At 59.8% G+C, this 17015-nt stretch carries 18 protein-coding genes; 7 read left to right on the forward strand and 11 right to left on the reverse strand.

The genetic code is table 11. The features are described 5' to 3' along the window. The 3 genes from PG888_RS15020 to PG888_RS15030 all read right to left on the reverse strand — a co-directional run. Positions 1–299 (reverse strand): DeoR family transcriptional regulator (locus tag PG888_RS15020; protein ID WP_270693716.1); only part of this gene is annotated, 299 nt, incomplete at its 3' end. A gap of 273 nt (positions 300–572) precedes the next feature. Next, positions 573–1073 (reverse strand): methylated-DNA--[protein]-cysteine S-methyltransferase, encoded by a 501-nt coding sequence (locus PG888_RS15025; RefSeq protein ID WP_182938991.1) that lies wholly within the window; start codon positions 1071–1073, stop codon positions 573–575. Then, positions 1070–2614 (reverse strand): DNA-3-methyladenine glycosylase 2, encoded by a 1545-nt coding sequence (locus tag PG888_RS15030; protein WP_182938992.1) that lies wholly within the window; start codon positions 2612–2614, stop codon positions 1070–1072. The genes PG888_RS15025 and PG888_RS15030 overlap by 4 nt, the downstream gene beginning before the upstream one ends. Before the next feature lie 349 nt (positions 2615–2963). Between PG888_RS15030 and PG888_RS15035 the strand changes: the two genes are divergently transcribed. The 6 genes from PG888_RS15035 to PG888_RS15060 all read left to right on the forward strand — a co-directional run bounded on the left by PG888_RS15035 (position 2964) and on the right by PG888_RS15060 (position 6829). Further along, a complete protein-coding gene (locus tag PG888_RS15035; RefSeq protein ID WP_182938993.1) occupies positions 2964–3353 on the forward strand; it encodes a type IV pilin protein in 390 nt (129 codons plus the stop codon). Position 3354: 1 nt separating this feature from the next. Then, positions 3355–3774 carry a GspH/FimT family pseudopilin gene (locus tag PG888_RS15040; protein WP_182938994.1) on the forward strand — a complete coding sequence of 140 codons (420 nt, stop codon included), beginning with the start codon at positions 3355–3357 and terminating at the stop codon, positions 3772–3774. Next, complete coding sequence (locus PG888_RS15045; protein ID WP_182938995.1) at positions 3771–4163, forward strand: type IV pilus modification PilV family protein; 393 nt, start codon at positions 3771–3773, stop codon at positions 4161–4163. Before PG888_RS15040 ends, PG888_RS15045 begins: the two co-directional genes overlap by 4 nt. Continuing rightward, complete coding sequence (locus tag PG888_RS15050) at positions 4157–4717, forward strand: PilW family protein (protein ID WP_182938996.1); 561 nt, start codon at positions 4157–4159, stop codon at positions 4715–4717. The genes PG888_RS15045 and PG888_RS15050 overlap by 7 nt, the downstream gene beginning before the upstream one ends. Further along, positions 4714–6333: a DUF7305 domain-containing protein gene (locus tag PG888_RS15055; RefSeq protein WP_182938997.1), complete on the forward strand. Its 1620-nt coding sequence runs from the start codon at positions 4714–4716 to the stop codon at positions 6331–6333. Before PG888_RS15050 ends, PG888_RS15055 begins: the two co-directional genes overlap by 4 nt. Before the next feature lie 94 nt (positions 6334–6427). Then, positions 6428–6829 carry a VOC family protein gene (locus PG888_RS15060; protein WP_182938998.1) on the forward strand — a complete coding sequence of 134 codons (402 nt, stop codon included), beginning with the start codon at positions 6428–6430 and terminating at the stop codon, positions 6827–6829. Positions 6830–6961: 132 nt separating this feature from the next. On the opposite strand, the gene PG888_RS15065 is transcribed toward PG888_RS15060, so the two are convergent. The 4 genes from PG888_RS15065 to PG888_RS15080 form a co-directional block, all read right to left on the reverse strand. Further along, positions 6962–8440: a carboxypeptidase M32 gene (locus PG888_RS15065; protein ID WP_182938999.1), complete on the reverse strand. Its 1479-nt coding sequence runs from the start codon at positions 8438–8440 to the stop codon at positions 6962–6964. Between the two features lie 138 nt (positions 8441–8578). Beyond that, complete coding sequence (gene smrA, locus PG888_RS15070) at positions 8579–9160, reverse strand: DNA endonuclease SmrA (protein WP_005338734.1); 582 nt, start codon at positions 9158–9160, stop codon at positions 8579–8581. A 186-nt stretch (positions 9161–9346) separates the two neighbouring features. Then, on the reverse strand, positions 9347–9526 hold the full coding sequence (locus PG888_RS15075) for a DUF3149 domain-containing protein (protein WP_182939000.1): 180 nt from the start codon (positions 9524–9526) through the stop codon (positions 9347–9349). Between the two features lie 121 nt (positions 9527–9647). After that, on the reverse strand, positions 9648–10550 hold the full coding sequence (locus tag PG888_RS15080) for a TraB/GumN family protein (RefSeq protein WP_182939001.1): 903 nt from the start codon (positions 10548–10550) through the stop codon (positions 9648–9650). 88 nt (positions 10551–10638) lie between these two features. Here PG888_RS15080 and PG888_RS15085 point away from each other — a divergent pair, with 88 nt between their 5' ends. Next, the gene (locus PG888_RS15085) at positions 10639–10971 is read left to right on the forward strand and encodes a DUF1904 family protein (protein WP_139407990.1); all 333 of its coding nucleotides are present in this window, start codon (positions 10639–10641) and stop codon (positions 10969–10971) included. A 91-nt stretch (positions 10972–11062) separates the two neighbouring features. Here the strand turns inward: PG888_RS15085 and PG888_RS15090 are convergent, their stop codons facing one another. The 4 genes from PG888_RS15090 to PG888_RS15105 form a co-directional block, all read right to left on the reverse strand. Further along, on the reverse strand, positions 11063–11890 hold the full coding sequence (locus PG888_RS15090; RefSeq protein WP_182939002.1) for an SDR family oxidoreductase: 828 nt from the start codon (positions 11888–11890) through the stop codon (positions 11063–11065). Positions 11891–12031: 141 nt separating this feature from the next. Then, entirely contained in the window at positions 12032–13459 is a 1428-nt protein-coding gene (locus tag PG888_RS15095) for an OprD family outer membrane porin (protein ID WP_182939003.1), read from the reverse strand. A gap of 505 nt (positions 13460–13964) precedes the next feature. Next, positions 13965–15902, reverse strand: coding sequence for a methyl-accepting chemotaxis protein (locus PG888_RS15100; RefSeq protein WP_182939004.1), 1938 nt, complete (start codon positions 15900–15902; stop codon positions 13965–13967). A gap of 106 nt (positions 15903–16008) precedes the next feature. Further along, the gene (locus tag PG888_RS15105; RefSeq protein ID WP_182939005.1) at positions 16009–16893 is read right to left on the reverse strand and encodes a DMT family transporter; all 885 of its coding nucleotides are present in this window, start codon (positions 16891–16893) and stop codon (positions 16009–16011) included. Positions 16894–17015: the final 122 nt, after the last annotated feature.

The following is a 17015-nucleotide window of genomic DNA, read 5'->3' on the forward strand; positions in this document are numbered from 1 at the left end:
AATATCTGGAAACGGTACTCAATGCGGGTCTCAAAAAACTGGGTGAAATTTAACAAAATGTTCACGCTCTCACCCTGATTGTTGATGGATGTTGATTCAAAATAGATGTCTTCATCATGTTTGATCAATCTGGCACCGCCATAGAACATTTCGCAAAGATGCTTGTCAGCTAGCGCTTGTAAATCATTGCGGATCGTTCTTTCGGTCACAGAAAAAGTACCGGCCAACGCTTTTACACTGACTTCCTTATCAATTATCAGGCGCGTTTTGATCAGGCGTTGTCGGTCATTTTTATTCATTCAATATGGATTCGCTAACGGTCATTAAAAGTGGTTTGTGGTCAGCATAATACTAATTGAGCAGAGGGTAAAAATGAATGGCAATCACACTTGATAATCTGGAACGGAAAGGAAATTTCCATTTCAATTGTTGTTTTTTCGTTGGGTCATGGTTGTTGAATGTTGCGCCATTACCTTAATGTGAAGGCTATCATACCTGTTTTGTTATTTAACGTTACGCCATGCGCTCTCAATTATCATTTATGACGAGGTATAGCATATAACGTGTGATATTCAGGTAGCGTGGCTTGATGCGGTATTACGAGGGCTATTTTCCAGATCCAGCAGCATCTTTTTGATCTCCAATCCCCCCGCATAGCCGGTCAGGCTGCCGTTTTGGCCGATCACCCTATGGCAGGGAACGATGATCGAGAGTGGATTGCGACCGTTTGCCGCCCCCACTGCCCGTACCGCATCGGGCTTGCCGATGGCTCGGGCAATATCGCTGTAGCTGCGAGTTTCGCCGTAGGGAATATCACACAATGATTGCCACACCGCTTGCTGAAAAGCGGTGCCGCGAGCCGCAAGGGACAGGGAGAAGCGCTGCAAGCGACCGGCAAAATAGGCGTCAAATTCGGCGAGGAAGGGGGCCAGCGCCTCGCGCTCTTGTTGCCAGCCACTCATATCTGGCAGTGCTCGCAGGCCCACCACAAAGTCCACGTGTACCAGACCAGATTCATTGATGGCGACCAGCAGATCGCCACAGCGGGTCGGCAGGATATCGTAGCGGATCATGGGGTTATCTCCTGTTGTTGGTTATCTGGCTGGTTTTCGTTGCTGGTGGCATGGAGCAGCAAATTGGGTGCTTCGCTCATGGCGTGCCACAGCCAGCTGGCCGCATAGCTGCGCCACGGTTGCCACGCTGCGCTTTGCGCCAACACCTCCTTCACCGGCAGCTTGGTGCCGCCCCCGAGCGCCTTTTGCAGCACCAGATCGGAGGCGGGGAAGGCGTCGGTATCCAGCCCGCAGCGCAGCCGCCAGTAAGAAACTGTCCAGGGGCCTATGCCCGGTAGCGCCAGCAACTGCTCGTCATTGGCCGTAGTTAGGGTCAGTTCGCCGCTGGCCAGCGCCTCGGCCACTCCCCGCAGGGTGCGAATGCGGCTGCCGGGCATGCCGATGCCGTCGAGATCGAGTTCGCACAACTGGGCGGGGGTCGGCAGTTGCGCCACTCCGAATTGCGCCCCGGTGCGGGCCACCAGTCGCCCGAGCAGGGTGATGGCCCCCTTGACTGACACCTGCTGGCCGACGATGGCGCGCAGCATCACCTCGTACTCATCCCAGCCGGCGGGCAGCCGCACGCCCGGCCAGCGCGCCTGCAAACGGGCTAGCAGCGGATCCTGACCGAGCCGATCGCCGATCCGCTGCATGTCGGCATCGAGATCCCACATCCGGCGCACCCGATACAGCAGATCAGGCAGCGCCGCGAGCGGCAGATCATGGACGGTGAGCTGCAGGCTATGCCCCTTGCCCTGCGCGATGCGTACCAGCGCAACCTGATCGCCGACCCGGTAGCGCCGCTCATACACCTCACTATCCACCCGCTCCAGCCCCGGGATCGCCCGCAGCCGGTAGAACGCCAACATGGCCGCCACATCATACGGAGGGCGGTAGGGCAGTTGCAGCGTCAGGGTTGCGCCGCGCGGCTCCGAGCCAATGTGTTCTGTCGCGTCATCGTGCTGCTCTTGCTGGCGCAGGGTGCGCGGGGCCAGCCCGTAAGCGTTCAGCCAAGCGTCGTTGAAGCGGCGGATACTCGCAAAGCCTGCCGCAAACGCGATATCTGTGATGGGCAGCCCGGTTTCGGTCAGCAGCCGTTTCGCGAGCAGCAGGCGGCGCGTCTGCTCTACCTGTTTTGGCGAGGCACCGAGGTGCTGCTCGAACTGGCGGCGCAGCGTGCGTTCGCTGATCCTGGCCTCTGCAGCCAGTTCGGCGAGCGTGCCGTCCGCCAGCTCGCCGCGATCGATGCGGGCCAGTATGCGTGCCAGCTCAACAGGCAGATCGCCACGGGCTGCGGGGGCCAGCTCCGGGCGACAGCGCAGACAGGGGCGCAGGCCATACTGCTCGGCGGCAGCGGCGCTTTGGAAGTAGCGCACATTGTGCTCGTGCGGTGGCCGTGCCGGACAGACGGGCCGGCAGTAGATGCCGGTCGAGATCACGCCGGTAAAGAAGCGGCCATCGAAGCGCGCATCGCGGGCGAGCCGCGCGGCGTGGCACTGTTCGCGGCTGAGGGCGTTGATCACATCATCCGGTGATGGGTCTGGGCTTGGCTTCGCATTCATTGCATGGCGCCTTTGCTGGGATATTTTGTTGGAATAGATGGCAAGAGAGTAAGGGGGCGAGGGGGTTGTGACTAGCCAGAAGCGGACAGGGATAGCAAAAATCGGCTACCCCGTCGTTTCACCCCGAGCGACTCGGCAGGGGGATTGGCTCAACTTTATTTGCCTTGCGAGATTAGTGGTGTTGCAAGCTGATTAAAAACTGATAACAGATCACATAATTATCTTTTTGCGATTGAGGGGAACGGTTTTGTGTTGTTCAATCGAGTCAGTTAATTTTTCGTGATTATTAAGTCATGCTCTTTGCGGCCAGCGGCCGACCAATAACAACAACACTTGCCAAGGATGATAAGTGAACGACTGTACGGCATGGCCCCATTGCCGGGGGTTTAGTCTGATCGAATTGCTGATCGCCATGACGGTTGTCAGCATTCTCGCGGCCATCGTGCTGCCAGCGTATCAGGGGTATCTGCAACAGGGGCGTCGTTACGAAGCACAGCAGCAACTGCTGGAGCAGGCGCTCGCCCTCGAACGTATCTATACCCAACAGGGCCGTTATCCCGACACGTTTGTCCCTCCTCCCTGCACGGATTTCTACCAATTCAACTACAGCCAGCAAGACGCTGGCGACTACCTGCTCAAAGCCATTCCGACGACGCGACAACAGGATGAGTGCGGCACTCTGACGCTCGATCACACCGGTTATCGCGCGGCCAACCGTCATGACTGCTGGGGATCATAAGATGAACGTGCGCGGATTTACCCTGATTGAGTTGATGGTCACGGTCGGCATTGCCGCCATCTTGCTGCTGGTTGCGGTGCCCTCCATGAGTCAGCGCCTCGCGGCCGAGCGGCTCGAGCGCTCTGCTACCGAGCTCGCTTCTGCCTACCGTTTTGCCCGTAGCGAGGCGGTCAAGCTGACTCTGCCGGTGGTGCTGCAGGGCACCGAGAGCGGCGGTTGGGAGGTGATGGTCGATAGCAAGTTGCTGCGTCAGGCGGCAGCACCCGCTGGCGGCGTGGTGATCGAGCCGTTTGAGCCGATCCGGATCGCGCCAACCGGCAGCAGCCGCCACACCGAGATCACTCTGGCCAATCGACTCGGTGATCAGCGCGTGCTCTGTGTGGCGCCGAGCGGTCAGCTGCTGCAAGGGAGTTGCTCATGAGACACGCCGCGCCTGCTCGCCAGCAGGGTTTCAATCTGGTGGAGATCATGGTCTCCATGGTGTTGGCGGTGATGGTGTTTCTCGGTCTCGCCAAGGGGCAGGTGGTCTCGTTGCAGCAGGCACACTACAGCCTGCAGAGCACGCTGGCCACCATAGAGGCGAGCAACAGCGTGGAGCAGATCTGGAGCTCGCTGTGCGAAGTGCAGCGCAAGCCGGAGCGGTTCACCCAGGCCGATTTTCTCGCCCGTTTCACCCTGCATGATGGCCACCGGCTGGTGCTGCCGAACCGCTACAGCGATAACTTTGTGGTCGCTATCGAGTGGCAGGACAAGCGGGTCTCCGGTGCCAAGCGGGTGGCGCTGAACGCAGGATTTCCCCCCCTATGCTGAGCGTTCCCTCCCGACAGCGAGGCGTCAGTCTCGTCGAGCTGATGATCTCCATGGTGCTCGGTCTGATGTTGATACTGGCGATTTTTGCCGGGTACGTGCCCATCAAGAGCACGGTCGAGCAGAGCAAGGCGCTGGAGCAGGCAAACGAAGTGCTGCGCTTTGCCACGCTGACCTTTACCAACAGCATCAAGCAGGCGGATCAGCTGATTGCCGTCACCCCTGATCGCCTGACGCTCGCCTTCAAGGTGGAGGGGGGCAGTCAGGTGCTCTCCTGCCTTGGCAACCAGAAAACCGCCGATTTTACCGAGCAGTACCGCTTCACGCCGCCGGTACTCAGTTGCGATGACGGGGACGGCGCGCGCCTGTTGCTGGCGCATCTTCAGGATCTTGAATTCGGCCAGCAGGGGACGCTGGTCAATATCCGTATCTTGCCCGAAGGGCTGCCCGGCTATCTGGAGCCGGGGGTAGAGGTGCAGGTGGCCCGTCGCAAGGCGGTCTGGGCGGCAGCGCTGGCCACATCCGGTGCCAACGCCACAACTGGGGGAGCAGGATGAACAAGGGATTGAAGAGGCAGCGGGGAGCCGTATTGCTGGTAGTGCTGGTAGTGAGCCTGCTGTCGAGTCTGCTGGTGTTTACCAGCATTCAGGAGAACCAGTTGCAGACTCGCCTGAGCGGCAATTTTCACAAGAAGATCAATGCGCAGCTCAGTGCCGAGCAGGGAATGAACGAGAGTTATCGCGCCCTGCGTCAGGCGCTTGGCGCCGAGCCGCGCATCGAGTGGGATCGGCTGGTGCAGAAGGTGCCGGGCAAGGGCGAAGGGGCGATGGCGGGTAGCCGCTTCAGCATCGAGCAGCTGGATACTGAAGCCGACAGCAAGCTGGCGTTGCAGAGCCATGGCCGCTATCTGGAGGGAAATGCCAGCCTCAACGCGCTGTTTGCCCTCAAGCGTGAACCGGGCAATCTGATCTTCCAGGATTCGGTGGTGGCGTGCGAAGGGTTGAGCCTCTCCGGCAGCGGTCTTATCGATAGCTATGACTCGCGTAAGGGCAAATATGGCGGCACCAACATCAACCAGAATGCCAAGGTGGCGACCGTTAGCGACAAGGCCAATATGGTGCTCGCCGGGCACTCCCCCATCTGGGGCGATGTACGGGCGACCGGCTCGGTGACCCTGAACGGATCTTCCCCCATCTCCGGCAACGTGAATGCCGGGAGTGACGTCATTATCTCCCCCTCTTCGGACAAGATTGTCCGGGTCTCCGGTAATGTGAAAGGGGGCGGCAGTTTGACTCTGAAAGGGGGACGCATCGGTGGCCAGGTGGCGGTCAATGGTGACGTTGCTATGGGCTGGAAGACGAGTATTGACAGTGGACAGCTGAGCTATGGCGGGATTGGCAGCTTCAATGACCCTGAAAACCAGAAGTATCTGGATCCCCAGTACCGCACCCACCCCAAGCTGCCACCGGTAGCCGGGCAGGTGTGTGACCCGCTCAATGTGGCCGCGCTGGCCAAATCGTTCCCCCCTGCAACACTGCCCATCAATGGCCCGTTGACGCTCGGGGCCACCCAGCAGATGGTGCTGACCACGGATCCCTCTACCGGCTCGGTCACCAGCAGTAACCAGAACAAGCCTGCCTTGCCGCTGCCCGGCAAGGGGGAGCTGTTTGGCAAGGAGCAGACCGTGTATCAGCTCGATAGCCTCAATATGGGGTCGGATGCCAAGCTCACCATCAAGGGGGATGTGGTGCTGCTGATCGGCAAGGATTTCACCATGGGCGGCAGCAACCAGTTGACGGTCGAGCCGGGCAGCAGCCTGACCCTGATCGTCAGCGGCAAGATCGATCTCGGGGCCGGAGCCGAGGTCACGGCAGGCAAGCAGGGACTGACACCGGCAGGTAATCCGGCGATTTCCATCTATTCCGCATACAGTGGCAAGGATGGGGTCAAGTTGTCGGGCAATACCCCGCTCTATGCCGCCCTCTATGCTCCGCTCACCGAGATGAAGATTGCCGGGAGTGGCGGTCTGTACGGGGCGGTGCGTGCCAAGCATCTGACCGAGAGCGGCGCTGGCGGGGTGCATTATGACGAGGCGCTGGGCATGGCGGATATGGGCGAAGATCAGGGGCCGCCGCCGACGCTGGCGCTGCGGCAGTGGCACTTTGTGCAGTGAGTCTGACGAGCCGCTAAAAAGGATCGAACGGGGCGCGCAACTGTGAGAAGGTGGAGATCTGTCCACCCGGTCGTTCACTATTGAGGAGTGCTCCATGCCAGGCCCCGCTCGTGCCGGTGCCCTGATCTATGCCAAGGATCCGGGCCTGCTGACCCAGTTTTACCGTACATTGCTGCAGATGGTGGTCTGCAATCAGGATGAGCAGCTGGTGGTGCTGGAAAACAGCGATATCCAGCTGCTGATCCACGCCATTCCAGAGCCCTATGCCGAGCAGGTCGTTATCAACCGCCCGCCAGAACTACGGGAAGAGGGGGCCATCAAGCTGTTCTTCACCGTCTCCAGCCTTGCCTGGGCGGAAGCGAAGGCGGCGGATCTCGGCGGCGGCCTGCTGCCACAGCAGTGGACAGGGCCCGGTTTCGTGGTGCGCAATGCCTTCGACCCTGAGGGCAATATCCTGCAACTGCGCGAGTTGCTGGGTTCCCCTGATCCCCTCTGAATCCTCTCTTTTTACTACATGGTGATGGCGTGCTGTGCCATGCACTGCCATAAAAATGAACCGCCATAAAAACGGGGCCCTGTAGTGGTTAACTAAAAAGGGCCCCGTTCTGCTGTTAGCTTACTGCGCTCATTACTTCAGGTAGCGCTGTTCCAGATGCTGGCGCAGCCAGTGCGGGTTGAGCGCTTCACCGGTGGCACGGCGCACCAGCTCGTCGGTGCTGTGCAGGCTCCCTTGTGACCAGATGTGGCGACCGAGCCAGCCGAAGATCTCCGGCAGACGGCCCGCCGCGATCACCTCACCCATGCTGCCCAGCTCTTTCTCGAGCGCAAAGCGTAGCTGGGCGGCATACATGGCGCCCAGGGTGTAACTCGGGAAGTAGCCGAACGAGCCGTCGGTCCAGTGAATATCCTGCATGCAGCCATTGCGGTAGTTGCCCTTGGTGGAGAGCCCCAGCCACTGCTGCATCTTGGCGTCCCACAGCTCGGGGATGTCGGCCACCTCGATCTTCCCTTCCACCAGATCCCGCTCCAGCTCGTAGCGCAGGATGACGTGGGCCGGATAGGTCACCTCGTCCGCATCGACCCGGATAAAGCCCGGCTCGACCCGGCTGTAGAGCTTGGCCAGATTGTCCGGCGCAAACGCCGCCTGCTCGCCGAAGTGGTGACGAATGCGCGGTGCCAGCAGACTCAGAAAGGCCGGATGATGGCCCAGCTGCATCTCGCAAAACAGGCTCTGGCTCTCGTGGATTGCCATGGAGCGCGCTTCGGCCACCGGCTGACCCAGCAGATGGCGCGGCAGCCCCTGTTCGTAACGGGCATGGCCGGTCTCGTGCACTATGCCCATCAGGCTGGAGACAAACTCCTGCTCGTTATAGCGGGTGGTGATCCGCACATCGGTCGGCACGCCGCCACAGAAGGGGTGACTGCTCACATCGAGGCGGCCGTGGGCGAAATCAAAGCCGAGCAGTCCCATTACCTCCTGACCGAGCGCCTGTTGGGGCGGGATAGGGAAGGGGCCTTGCGGCAGCAGCAGGGCATCGCCCTTTTGCTGTTCGCTCACGGTCTGAATAAGGTTCGGCAGCCAGCTGGTGAGATCGCCGAAGATCTGATCGAGCCGCGCGCTGGTCATGCCCGGCTCATAGAGCGCCAGCATGGCGTCGTAGGGGCGCACGCCAAGCGCATCGGCCCGCAGTTGCGCCACTTCACGGGAGAGTTTCACCACCTCCTCGAGATTGGGAGCAAAGCCGGCCCAGTCGTTGTTCTTGCGCTGGCTGCGCCAGGCGTGCTCGCACTTGCTGCCAGCGAGCGATAGCGCTTCGACCAGCTCACCGGGCAGCAGGCTGGCATCTTGCCACTGGCGCTTGATCTCGCCGAGGTTGGCCCGTTGCACCTCATCCAGCGGCTCGCTCTCGGCCCTGGCAATCCAGTCACCCAGCTCGGGAGCGGTACGCTTCTGGTGGATTAGCAGACCGAGTTCGGCCATCGCTTCGGCGCGGGCATCGTTGCCCCCTTCCGGCATCATGGCCGCCTGATCCCAGCCGCAGATGGCGGCGAGGTGGCTAAAGCGGTGGATCTGCTGCTGATGTTGTTCAAGCTTTTGATATGACATGGGATTGTCCTTGTTATCGTCCCTGATGGTATGCCGCCCCGTACCTGGCATGCTCGGGGCCGTTCGATGCTAACACCGCCGCTGTATAGTTGACCACCTTCATGCAGGCGGGCCAAAGGCGTGGGGGCGAAACGCGGATTAGCCGAGCCGCTTCTGGTGCCGTTCGCGGTTTTCCGCTTTTTTGCGTTCGCTTTTACGCAGCAGCACGTATAGAGCACCGCTGCCGCCGTGGCGACGCTCGGCGCTGTGGATCGCCATGACGGCGGGCAGTTGCGGCAACCAGGCGCTGACATAGCTTTTCAGCAGGGCGCGCGGGGTGCTGCGCTCCCCCTTGCCGTGCAGGATCAGCAGGCAGCGGATATCCCGGACTTCACAATCCGCAATGAACTGCACCAGTGTCTGGCGCGCCTCATTGAGGGTTTTCTGGTGCAAGTCCAGGCTGGCCTGCAGCTCGTATTTGCCGAGCCGCAGCTTCTTGTAGACCCCCTCCTGCACCCCATCGCGTTTGAAGCCGACGATTTCGTGCGGATCGCGCATCTCGATGGCCTCCATGGTGAGGTGGTCGAGGGCGAGTTGCTCGGCGGTGGCAGCCTGACGGCGAGCGAGCTGCGCCTCGGTCGGGGCGGATTTGGCCGCATGGGGATGGATGTTGTCGCTGCGAATGGGCCGCACGTCGGCCACTTCATTCATGAATAGCGAGAGTTCGTCGTTATGAGACACGGCAGGCTCCCCATAAGAAAAAGTGGGGGCCATTATAACGGCCGTAACCGGCACAGAAAACGGGGAAAGGGGGAGGGGATAAGGGGCGCCAAGCATGGACATTAGTGCAGTCTGGCCCGGGAAGCACAGTCGCGAACCATAAAACAGCACAGGCGGTCAGTGTGAGCGACCGCCTGTGTCAGAGGATTATTTTCCCTCTTTGGGTTGTTGAGAATAGGGTTGCTGTGAATGAGGTGGCTGCGAGTGCATCACTTTGTAGATGAAGTAAGCCGCGTAAGAGCTGATGAGCAAGAAGGTGCCGATAATCACCAGCATCGACATCAATCCCACGCTGTTGCCAAACATCAGGTCCAGCCAAAAGTCCATTTTATTGCTCCTGTCACCCGGTTGATGACAGGCATGATAAATACCTCTTTGCCCCGTCCGGGATGATCCCGATCAACTCCCTTTCAGGTTGTTTAATAACCAGTGTGTTCTGTGATCGTTCTCACTGGACTCCTTGTTCCTGAGTCTGCACCGGGCCCGGGGTGGTGAGCGGGGTAATGTGCCACCCCTGCTGCTCAAGCAACGCCAGCAATCCCTGTTCGCCGTAAAGGTGCAGCGCGCCTACCACGATAAAGCTCTCGCTGGGCAGGGTGGACCATTTTTTCAGCCAGTTGTGGTTGCGCTCGGCCAGCAGGGTCTGCTCCATCCAGCTCTGTAGCGCGGGCGGGGCCATCTCCTCCTTGAGCAGATTGATCAGCGTCGCCTCATCCCCCTGCTGCCACGCCTTCATCACGGCGGCGAACCCGCTCTCCAGCATCGGCAGCTCATCCAGGGTGCTGGCGAGCATCAGGGTCTGGTTGTCACCCACGCTGGCCAGATAACCGAGCTGCTCCAGCAGGGTTTCAAAGCCCACTACCGGCTTGCCCTCTTTGTCGGCCCGGGTAGCAAAGTGCTGGTCTATCCCTAGTTCACTCTTGAAGTCGGAGCGGGCCATGGCGGCCTGGGTCAGGGTAATGGCGGCAAACCAGGGGCGCAGGGTGGCGAGGGTAGCCTCGTCGATGCCATAGCGGGCGCCCGCCATCAGGGTGCGTTGATAGAGCTCGGCAGGCAGATGATCCTTGAGCGGTTTGCCATCCACCAGTCGGGTAAGGGAGGCGGTCTGTTGCCACTGATCCGGCGTGATGCTGTTCATGTCCACCTCCATCACCAGTGCGCGACTCTGCAGCCAGGCGCGCTCGACCGGCTCGGGAAGAGGATAGAGGGAAGGCTTGCCCGCATGGATGGAGCCCAGCAGCCAGTGTTGCTGGTTGCCCTTGCTCACCCGATAGAAGGCGGGATCGGCAAAGGCGTGCAGCGGTAGCAGCAGGCAGAGCAGGAAGGCAAAGAGGGTGCGATGAAACCTCATGGGGATCCTTAATATGCGCCGGGTGACTTCTCTTGCTGACAATAACTCCTATGATAAGTCCTCATTTCAGATAACCAAGAGGTTTGCCATGCCCCATCTTCGTTTTCGCGCCGTGACGCTCGATACCCTGCAACAGCTGAGCGGCCCGCTGCTGGCCGAGCTTTGCGAGCTGACCGGCGGCAAGCCGGAGTTTGTCACCATGGAGCGGGTGGAGAGTTGCTGGATCCGTAACGGCGAGCCAGAGGCGGGATTTCCGTTTGTCGAGTTGCACTGGTTCGAACGGCCGCAGGAGATGCAGGATGCCGCCGCGCGCCTTATTACGCGCCATCTGAAGCAGGTACTGGGGGAGCAGACCTATGTGGTGGTGCAGGTGATCCCCCTGGTCAAGAGCGCCTACTACAGCAACGGTGAACACTATTGAAGAGAGGGATAAACAAGGTTGGCGGATTGGATTACGCCTCTATACAGCTAACCCAATCCGGGCGGCAGGATGCTTGTCGCCAATCACCGGATCAGGCCGATTTGGCCAGCAGTTTGTCGAGCCAGCGAGTGGGCAATACCCGTCGCAGGAAGGCAAACAGCCGGGTCGGAGTGGTCACCGGATAGCGCGCCTTGGGATGGGCGTGGGTCAGTGCATGGAGCAGTGGCGGGATGCAGGCTTCGCTGGAGAGGGTAAAGCCGCTGGTGGCCCCCTCTTTTTCCAGCCGCGTCAGGGTCTGGCGGTAGGCCGACTGATGGCGGCTCTGGGCCGGATCGATGTGACGCAAGAAGGCGCTGCGGGCATTGGCACGAAAACGGGTATCGATGGGGCCCGGTTCAATCAGGCTGATATGTACCCCGCTGCCCGCCAGTTCGAGGCGCAGGGTGTCGCTATAACCTTCCAGCGCAAATTTGCTGGCGTTGTAGGCGCCGCGATACTTCATGGCAACCAGCCCCAGTACCGAGCTGTTCTGCACTATCCGGCCCTCTTTGGCCTCCAGCATCGGCGGCAGCACCTGCCGGATCAGATGGTGCCAGCCAAACAGGTTGGTATTGAACTGCTCCCTGAGCGCCTCGGTGGGCAGATCTTCCAGCGCACCGGGTTGGCCATAAGCGCCGTTGTTGAACAGGCCATAGAGGCGCCCGCCCGCCAGATGGAGCGCCGCACTGGCACCCAGCTCGATGGAGGCGGGGTCTGCCAGATCCAGTTGTACTGCCAGCAATCCCTGTTGCTGCAAGCGGGCCACATCTTCCGCCTTGCGCGCCGAGGCGATCACGGTAAAACCGTGCTGCCCCAGCGCCTGTGCGGCGGTGAGGCCAATACCGCTGGAACAACCGGTGATCAGAACAAAACGGGGCATGATGGCGTCCTTGTGACTGCTGACAAAAGCGTGCGGGCTGGTGAGCGGATAAAACCCTTATCCGGCTCGCATGTTAGCCTGCCAACCGGAAAAAAGAAAACCGGGCCAAGTGGCCCGGTTTGCTGACATCGTATTGCCTGATTACATGATGGTAAACGGCATGATGATGTGGAACTTGACGTCCTGCTCGGAGGCGAACACGTTCGGATATGCCCAGCTGGTTGGCAGATCGTTGTTGTAGTCGGTGTAGTGCAGTTTGAACAGGGTGCCTTTCAGCTTGCCATCCTGCACGGTATAGCTGACATCAAAGTTGGCTGCCCATTCGGTATCTTCGCCGGAAGCATGCTTCTGGCCGTAACCGTCTTCAATATCCCAACCGTAGGCGCCGGAGACACCGACAGACCAGCCAGGTGCACCTACCAAATCATCCAGCGAGCGAGTCACGCCGAAGAACAGCGCTTTTTCGTTGTTGGCGTTCCAGTCGGAGCGGGAATCCCACCAAATTTCGTTGGCACCCTGTGAGTTGCCGTAGCCACGGGTCAGACGGGGCAGGTAGTTGCCTTCATCACCCTCAGCCTTGGTCCACAGACCTTCCAGGCGGAAACCGTACTGGGCGTAGTTCCATGCGGCGGTCAGCGCTTGCTGCCATGCCATACCATCGTAGGTTTTGCCTGCATCACCTGCGGTAGCGACAAAATCAGAGGTTTCAGAACCGTAGAACTGGTAGCTGGTGGAGAGGCCGCCAATTACGTCAAACTTGTGGGCCAGTTTGAAGTGATAGCTGTCCATGTAGTCTTTAGATTGACCAAATGAACCTGTCACAGCAGTGCCATTTTCGAAGGTGTAACGGGCTGCGATACCGTGGATGTAATCGATCTTGTATTGATCTTCCAATGGACTGTAACCAGACACCCAAGGCTTGGACTTGGAACGAGAGAACATCTGGGTTTCTTTGAACCAAGGGGCTTTGTATTCGTCAGCGATGGCGTAGGTCAGGTAGAGACCACCGAAGTTGCCTTCAATCTGGCCACCGCGATAGGTACCCGGCTGATAGGACCAGTTCACACCGATGATACCGGGAACATAGAGCTGGGTGTAACCGCCTTTGGCAGTCACGCTGTTGCCAAATTTGAACTTCAGAGCCGCATTGGTCAGGCTGGCACCGTTCTCGGACAAGCCATCGCTAGTGCCCCAAGAACTGCCCCAGAAGGAGAATTCATTTTCTTCGTTGGCACCGTTAGTCTGGTCAACGGCGAGGTCGTAGGCACCATAGCCACCGAGATCCAGGCCTACAACATCCCACGCGTAGCCAGAGTTGAAGTTAAGGGCTGCTTGAGCGGTAGAGTGGCTCAGGTTGCTTTGGTACTTACCCTCATCATTCTTACGATCACGCTCACGCTGGAAGTAGAACAGGCCACCGCTCAGCTTGGCATCATCGGCAAAGGCCTCATAGGATTTGCCGTAGTTTGGGCTCATCATGTCCTGAGCAGCCAATGCCATGCCGGGGGCGACCAGCGCGGCTACCACAGCGGCACTCAAAGCGGCGCGCTTGAAGATCACTTTTTCCATTTTTATTGCTCCTGATTTTATGGACTTAGCTTTTTTTTTCCGGCAGTTGGCATCAGGCCTACCGCTCGGTATTGGCATTGCAATCAAAACCCCGAAGGGCAAAAAATCTTGTCTTGGTTACCTGCAAATCCGGATGTCTTGGCACATCTGTAGTTCGCAGTCCTGATCATCACATGTTGTTTTTTTATGTTCCGATTCTTGGCTATCGGACAACTCCAAGAGTACGTTCGCGGTGCGAAATATCAATGAAAAGTTCCCTCAACGTTTCAAAAGTATGACCGAGTGCAAATAATCATGGGCAAGGTCGTAAACAGCCTAGCGGCAGGTATTACGGTAATGAAAGCGTTTTCTTGTGGCTGCGACCAGCGCCAGTGCGGGTTTTCATACTGCAGCGGGGAAGGGCGTAGTTAACCGGCAGGTAACAGATAATTTTGTGGCGCAAAAAAACTTTCCCGCCAAGGGAGGGAAAGTCGCTTGGCAGGGAAGTGGGCGATAAGAAGCAAGGTCAGCCTTGCTGGCCGAGGATGCGTGGGATCTGCTGCGCCTGATGATGGATATGGGACGAAACCTGCACCGAGAGCTGACTCACCTGCCGGGCATGCTGATGGATACGGGCGATCAGATCAGCAAAACTGGCCAGCTTGTGCTCCTGACTTTTGGCGTTGTCGGCCCCCTGCAGGGCGATGACTGCGGTGTTGCGGGCGATCTCCCGTACCGCCCGGGTGGTCTGGCGCAGTTGCTCCGCCTGTGCCCGCTGGCGGCTTGACTCGCTGGTGATCCGGTTCAGCACGGTGCCAAGCTGTTCACCGGATTGGGTCAGACGCCCCAGAATATCGGTGATCTGGTTGAGGGATTGCTGGGTATTGGCCGAGAGGTGGCGCACTTCATCCGCGACCACGGCAAAGCCGCGCCCCTGCTCCCCCGCGCGGGCCGCTTCAATGGCGGCGTTGAGGGCCAGCAGGTTGGTCTGCTGAGCGATATGACCGATCACATCGACAATGGCCGTCACATCGGCAACCGAGCGGGTGAGGGCTTGCAGCGCCTCATCGCTCTCATCAATTGCCAGTCCGGTCTGATGAGTGGCGTGCAGCATACTACCCACCAGATCTTCGCTCTGGCTCATCGCTTGTTCGTTATGGTGGGCATGCCGGGCGATGTCGGCGGCGACCTGATGGACCTCTCCGGCCAGCTGGTTCAGCTCATCCATCATCTGACCGCTCTCGTCGACCACCTGTTCGGTGGTGCGGGTGCTGTGGTGGATCTCGTCAACCTGGCTGACCATTCCTTGCAGGCTGAGGGATACCGCTGACAGCTGCCCCTCTTTCTGTTGCTGATCCAGTTGCAGGCGGCCGATCAGCCGGTTGTAGCTGGCAACGATATCGGCCAGCTCGTTGCGATCGTGCCCGGCAGGCAACGGCTCGGCCTGCCCTGTCTGATCGAGCTGCATAAAGGCACGGCGCAGTCGCAACAAGGGGGTGAGCAGCCAGCGTCGTTGCACCAGCGCAAACAGCAGGGCGACCACCACCAGACAGAGCGCCAGCGTGCCGAGGATGGTGGCCAACTCCTGATTGACAGCTTGCCGCTCGCGGGCAAGTTGCTCCCCCATCTGCCTGGTCGCTTGCAACATCGCCATGATGTCTTGCTGCACGGCCTGGCGGCCAGCCTGTTGCTGTTGCAGCGCCGTGCGGCTGTTGACCAGCTCCTGCGGATAGCGGCCCAGCAGCGAGCGTAATTCACTGCGCGGTTGATCCCCCAGCTCCTTGCGCACCGGCTCCCCCAGCGTGAACTCATCGGTGGGCGCCTCTTCATAAAGGCCGAGCAGCGGCAAGGCTTGCAGCGCTTGCGTCTGTTTTTGTAGTGCCTCCAGTTCGAAACGGATCCCCTCGAGCAGCTTCTCGTTGCCCTGCTCCATATAGCTTTGCCGCAAATGGGCGAGGCGCGGCAGGCTGGCCAGGATCTCGGCCGCACCGCTGCGATATTGCTGCGCTACGGCAGCTTGTTCGCTGCTGGCGCCTTGCTCCCCATAGCGGATCAGCGCCATAACCTGGCTGCCCAGCTCACTCTCCGCATTTTGCAGCAGCAGCTGGCTGTTGCCCGAGAGCTTGCCTGCGGCCTGATAGTCGTGCGCGATACGCTGCGCCATCTGTTCGAGTTGCTGCCTGAGCGGGGCCGCCACGGCATCATCCTGAGCGGCCATCGAGGAGAGCGCTTGCTGGCGGATCTTCTCTGCCGCGGTCAGTTGCTGCGGATCGCCGCTGTTGAGGTAGTCCCGCAGACTGTTTTGCAGCGTCACGGTCACCAGTTGTTGCAGCGTTTCGTGCTGATGCTGGGCCTGACTGGTTCGGGCAAGTTGTTGCCAGCCGTGGTAGAGGGACAGCGCCTGCCCTCCCGCGACAAGTAACAGAACCAGAGAGGAGAGGGTGGCGTAATGGGCGATTTTCACGGGGTGATTCCTGTCAGCACAGACCATGGGGGAGCATGGCCCGAGCCTAAACAGGGATGGTGGCGTTTTTATGACAGCGTGGGTCAGGTGGCCCCATGTTGCCGAGTTAACTGGCTGGGGATGCTTGCGCGTTGTTGCGTGGGCCCAGCATACCGAGCAGGGCGCCTCCCATGATCAGGGCGCCGGCCAGCAGATGGCGCGAGGTCAGCGTTTCTCCATTGAGCAACACCAGCAGCAAGGTACTCAGCAGCGGTGTCAGGTAGGCCAGCGCCCCAATCCGCCGTGGATCCCCATCCCGTAGCGCCAGATACCAGGTGACAAAGGCGGCCCCCATCGGGCCCAGCGCCAGCCCGATGATCAGCCACCAGTCACTGGTGGGGATCTGCGCGAGCGGCAGAGGCCCTTCGAGCAGACGAGCGAGCAGCAGCGCCAACAAACCTGCGGGCAGGCAGGCTGCTGCAGTGACCACGGCGGGTGCTGGTGGCAGACGGCGTGACAGCACCGAGTAGGCGCTCCAGACGACAGCCGCGCCCAGCGCCAGCAGGTATCCCGGCAGATAGGCCTGCTGCAGTTGCAGCTCGCCGTTGACCATCACCAGCATGGAGCCCGCCAGACCAAAGGCGCCAGCCAGCAGGTGACGGGCATGGAGTGGGTGGCCGGGCAGCAACAGCGGGGTGAACAGAATGATGCAGAGCGGCCAGAGGTAGTTGATGAGGTTTGCCTCCAGCACAGGGGCATGGCGAAAGCTCATAAAGAGCAGCAGATGGTAGAGTAGCAAGGCCGCAATCGTCACCAGCCAGGTAGTTGGGCGAGCACGCCACTGGCGCCAGAACGGCAAGGTCCCGGCCCCGCAGAAAAACAGCACCAGCCCGACCAGCACCAGTGGTGACACGCTGGTGACCCGTGACGTCAGCGCCGCCAGCGAGGCCCACAGCACAATGGTCAGCAGTGCAAAACCGGTGGATCTATCCCACCAGGAACATCCGGACATCCAACACTCCTTTGCAAGATGAAACAGGGCTTGGCCTCACAGACAAGCCGAAGAGAAGCAGTCTATCAGAGAGCGCATGCTCTGAACGCAGAAAGGAGAGGGTCATCACCGCAGGTTGGCAG

It is taken from the genome of Aeromonas sp. QDB23, from assembly GCF_027707745.1.
GTDB lineage: Bacteria > Pseudomonadota > Gammaproteobacteria > Enterobacterales > Aeromonadaceae > Aeromonas > Aeromonas allosaccharophila.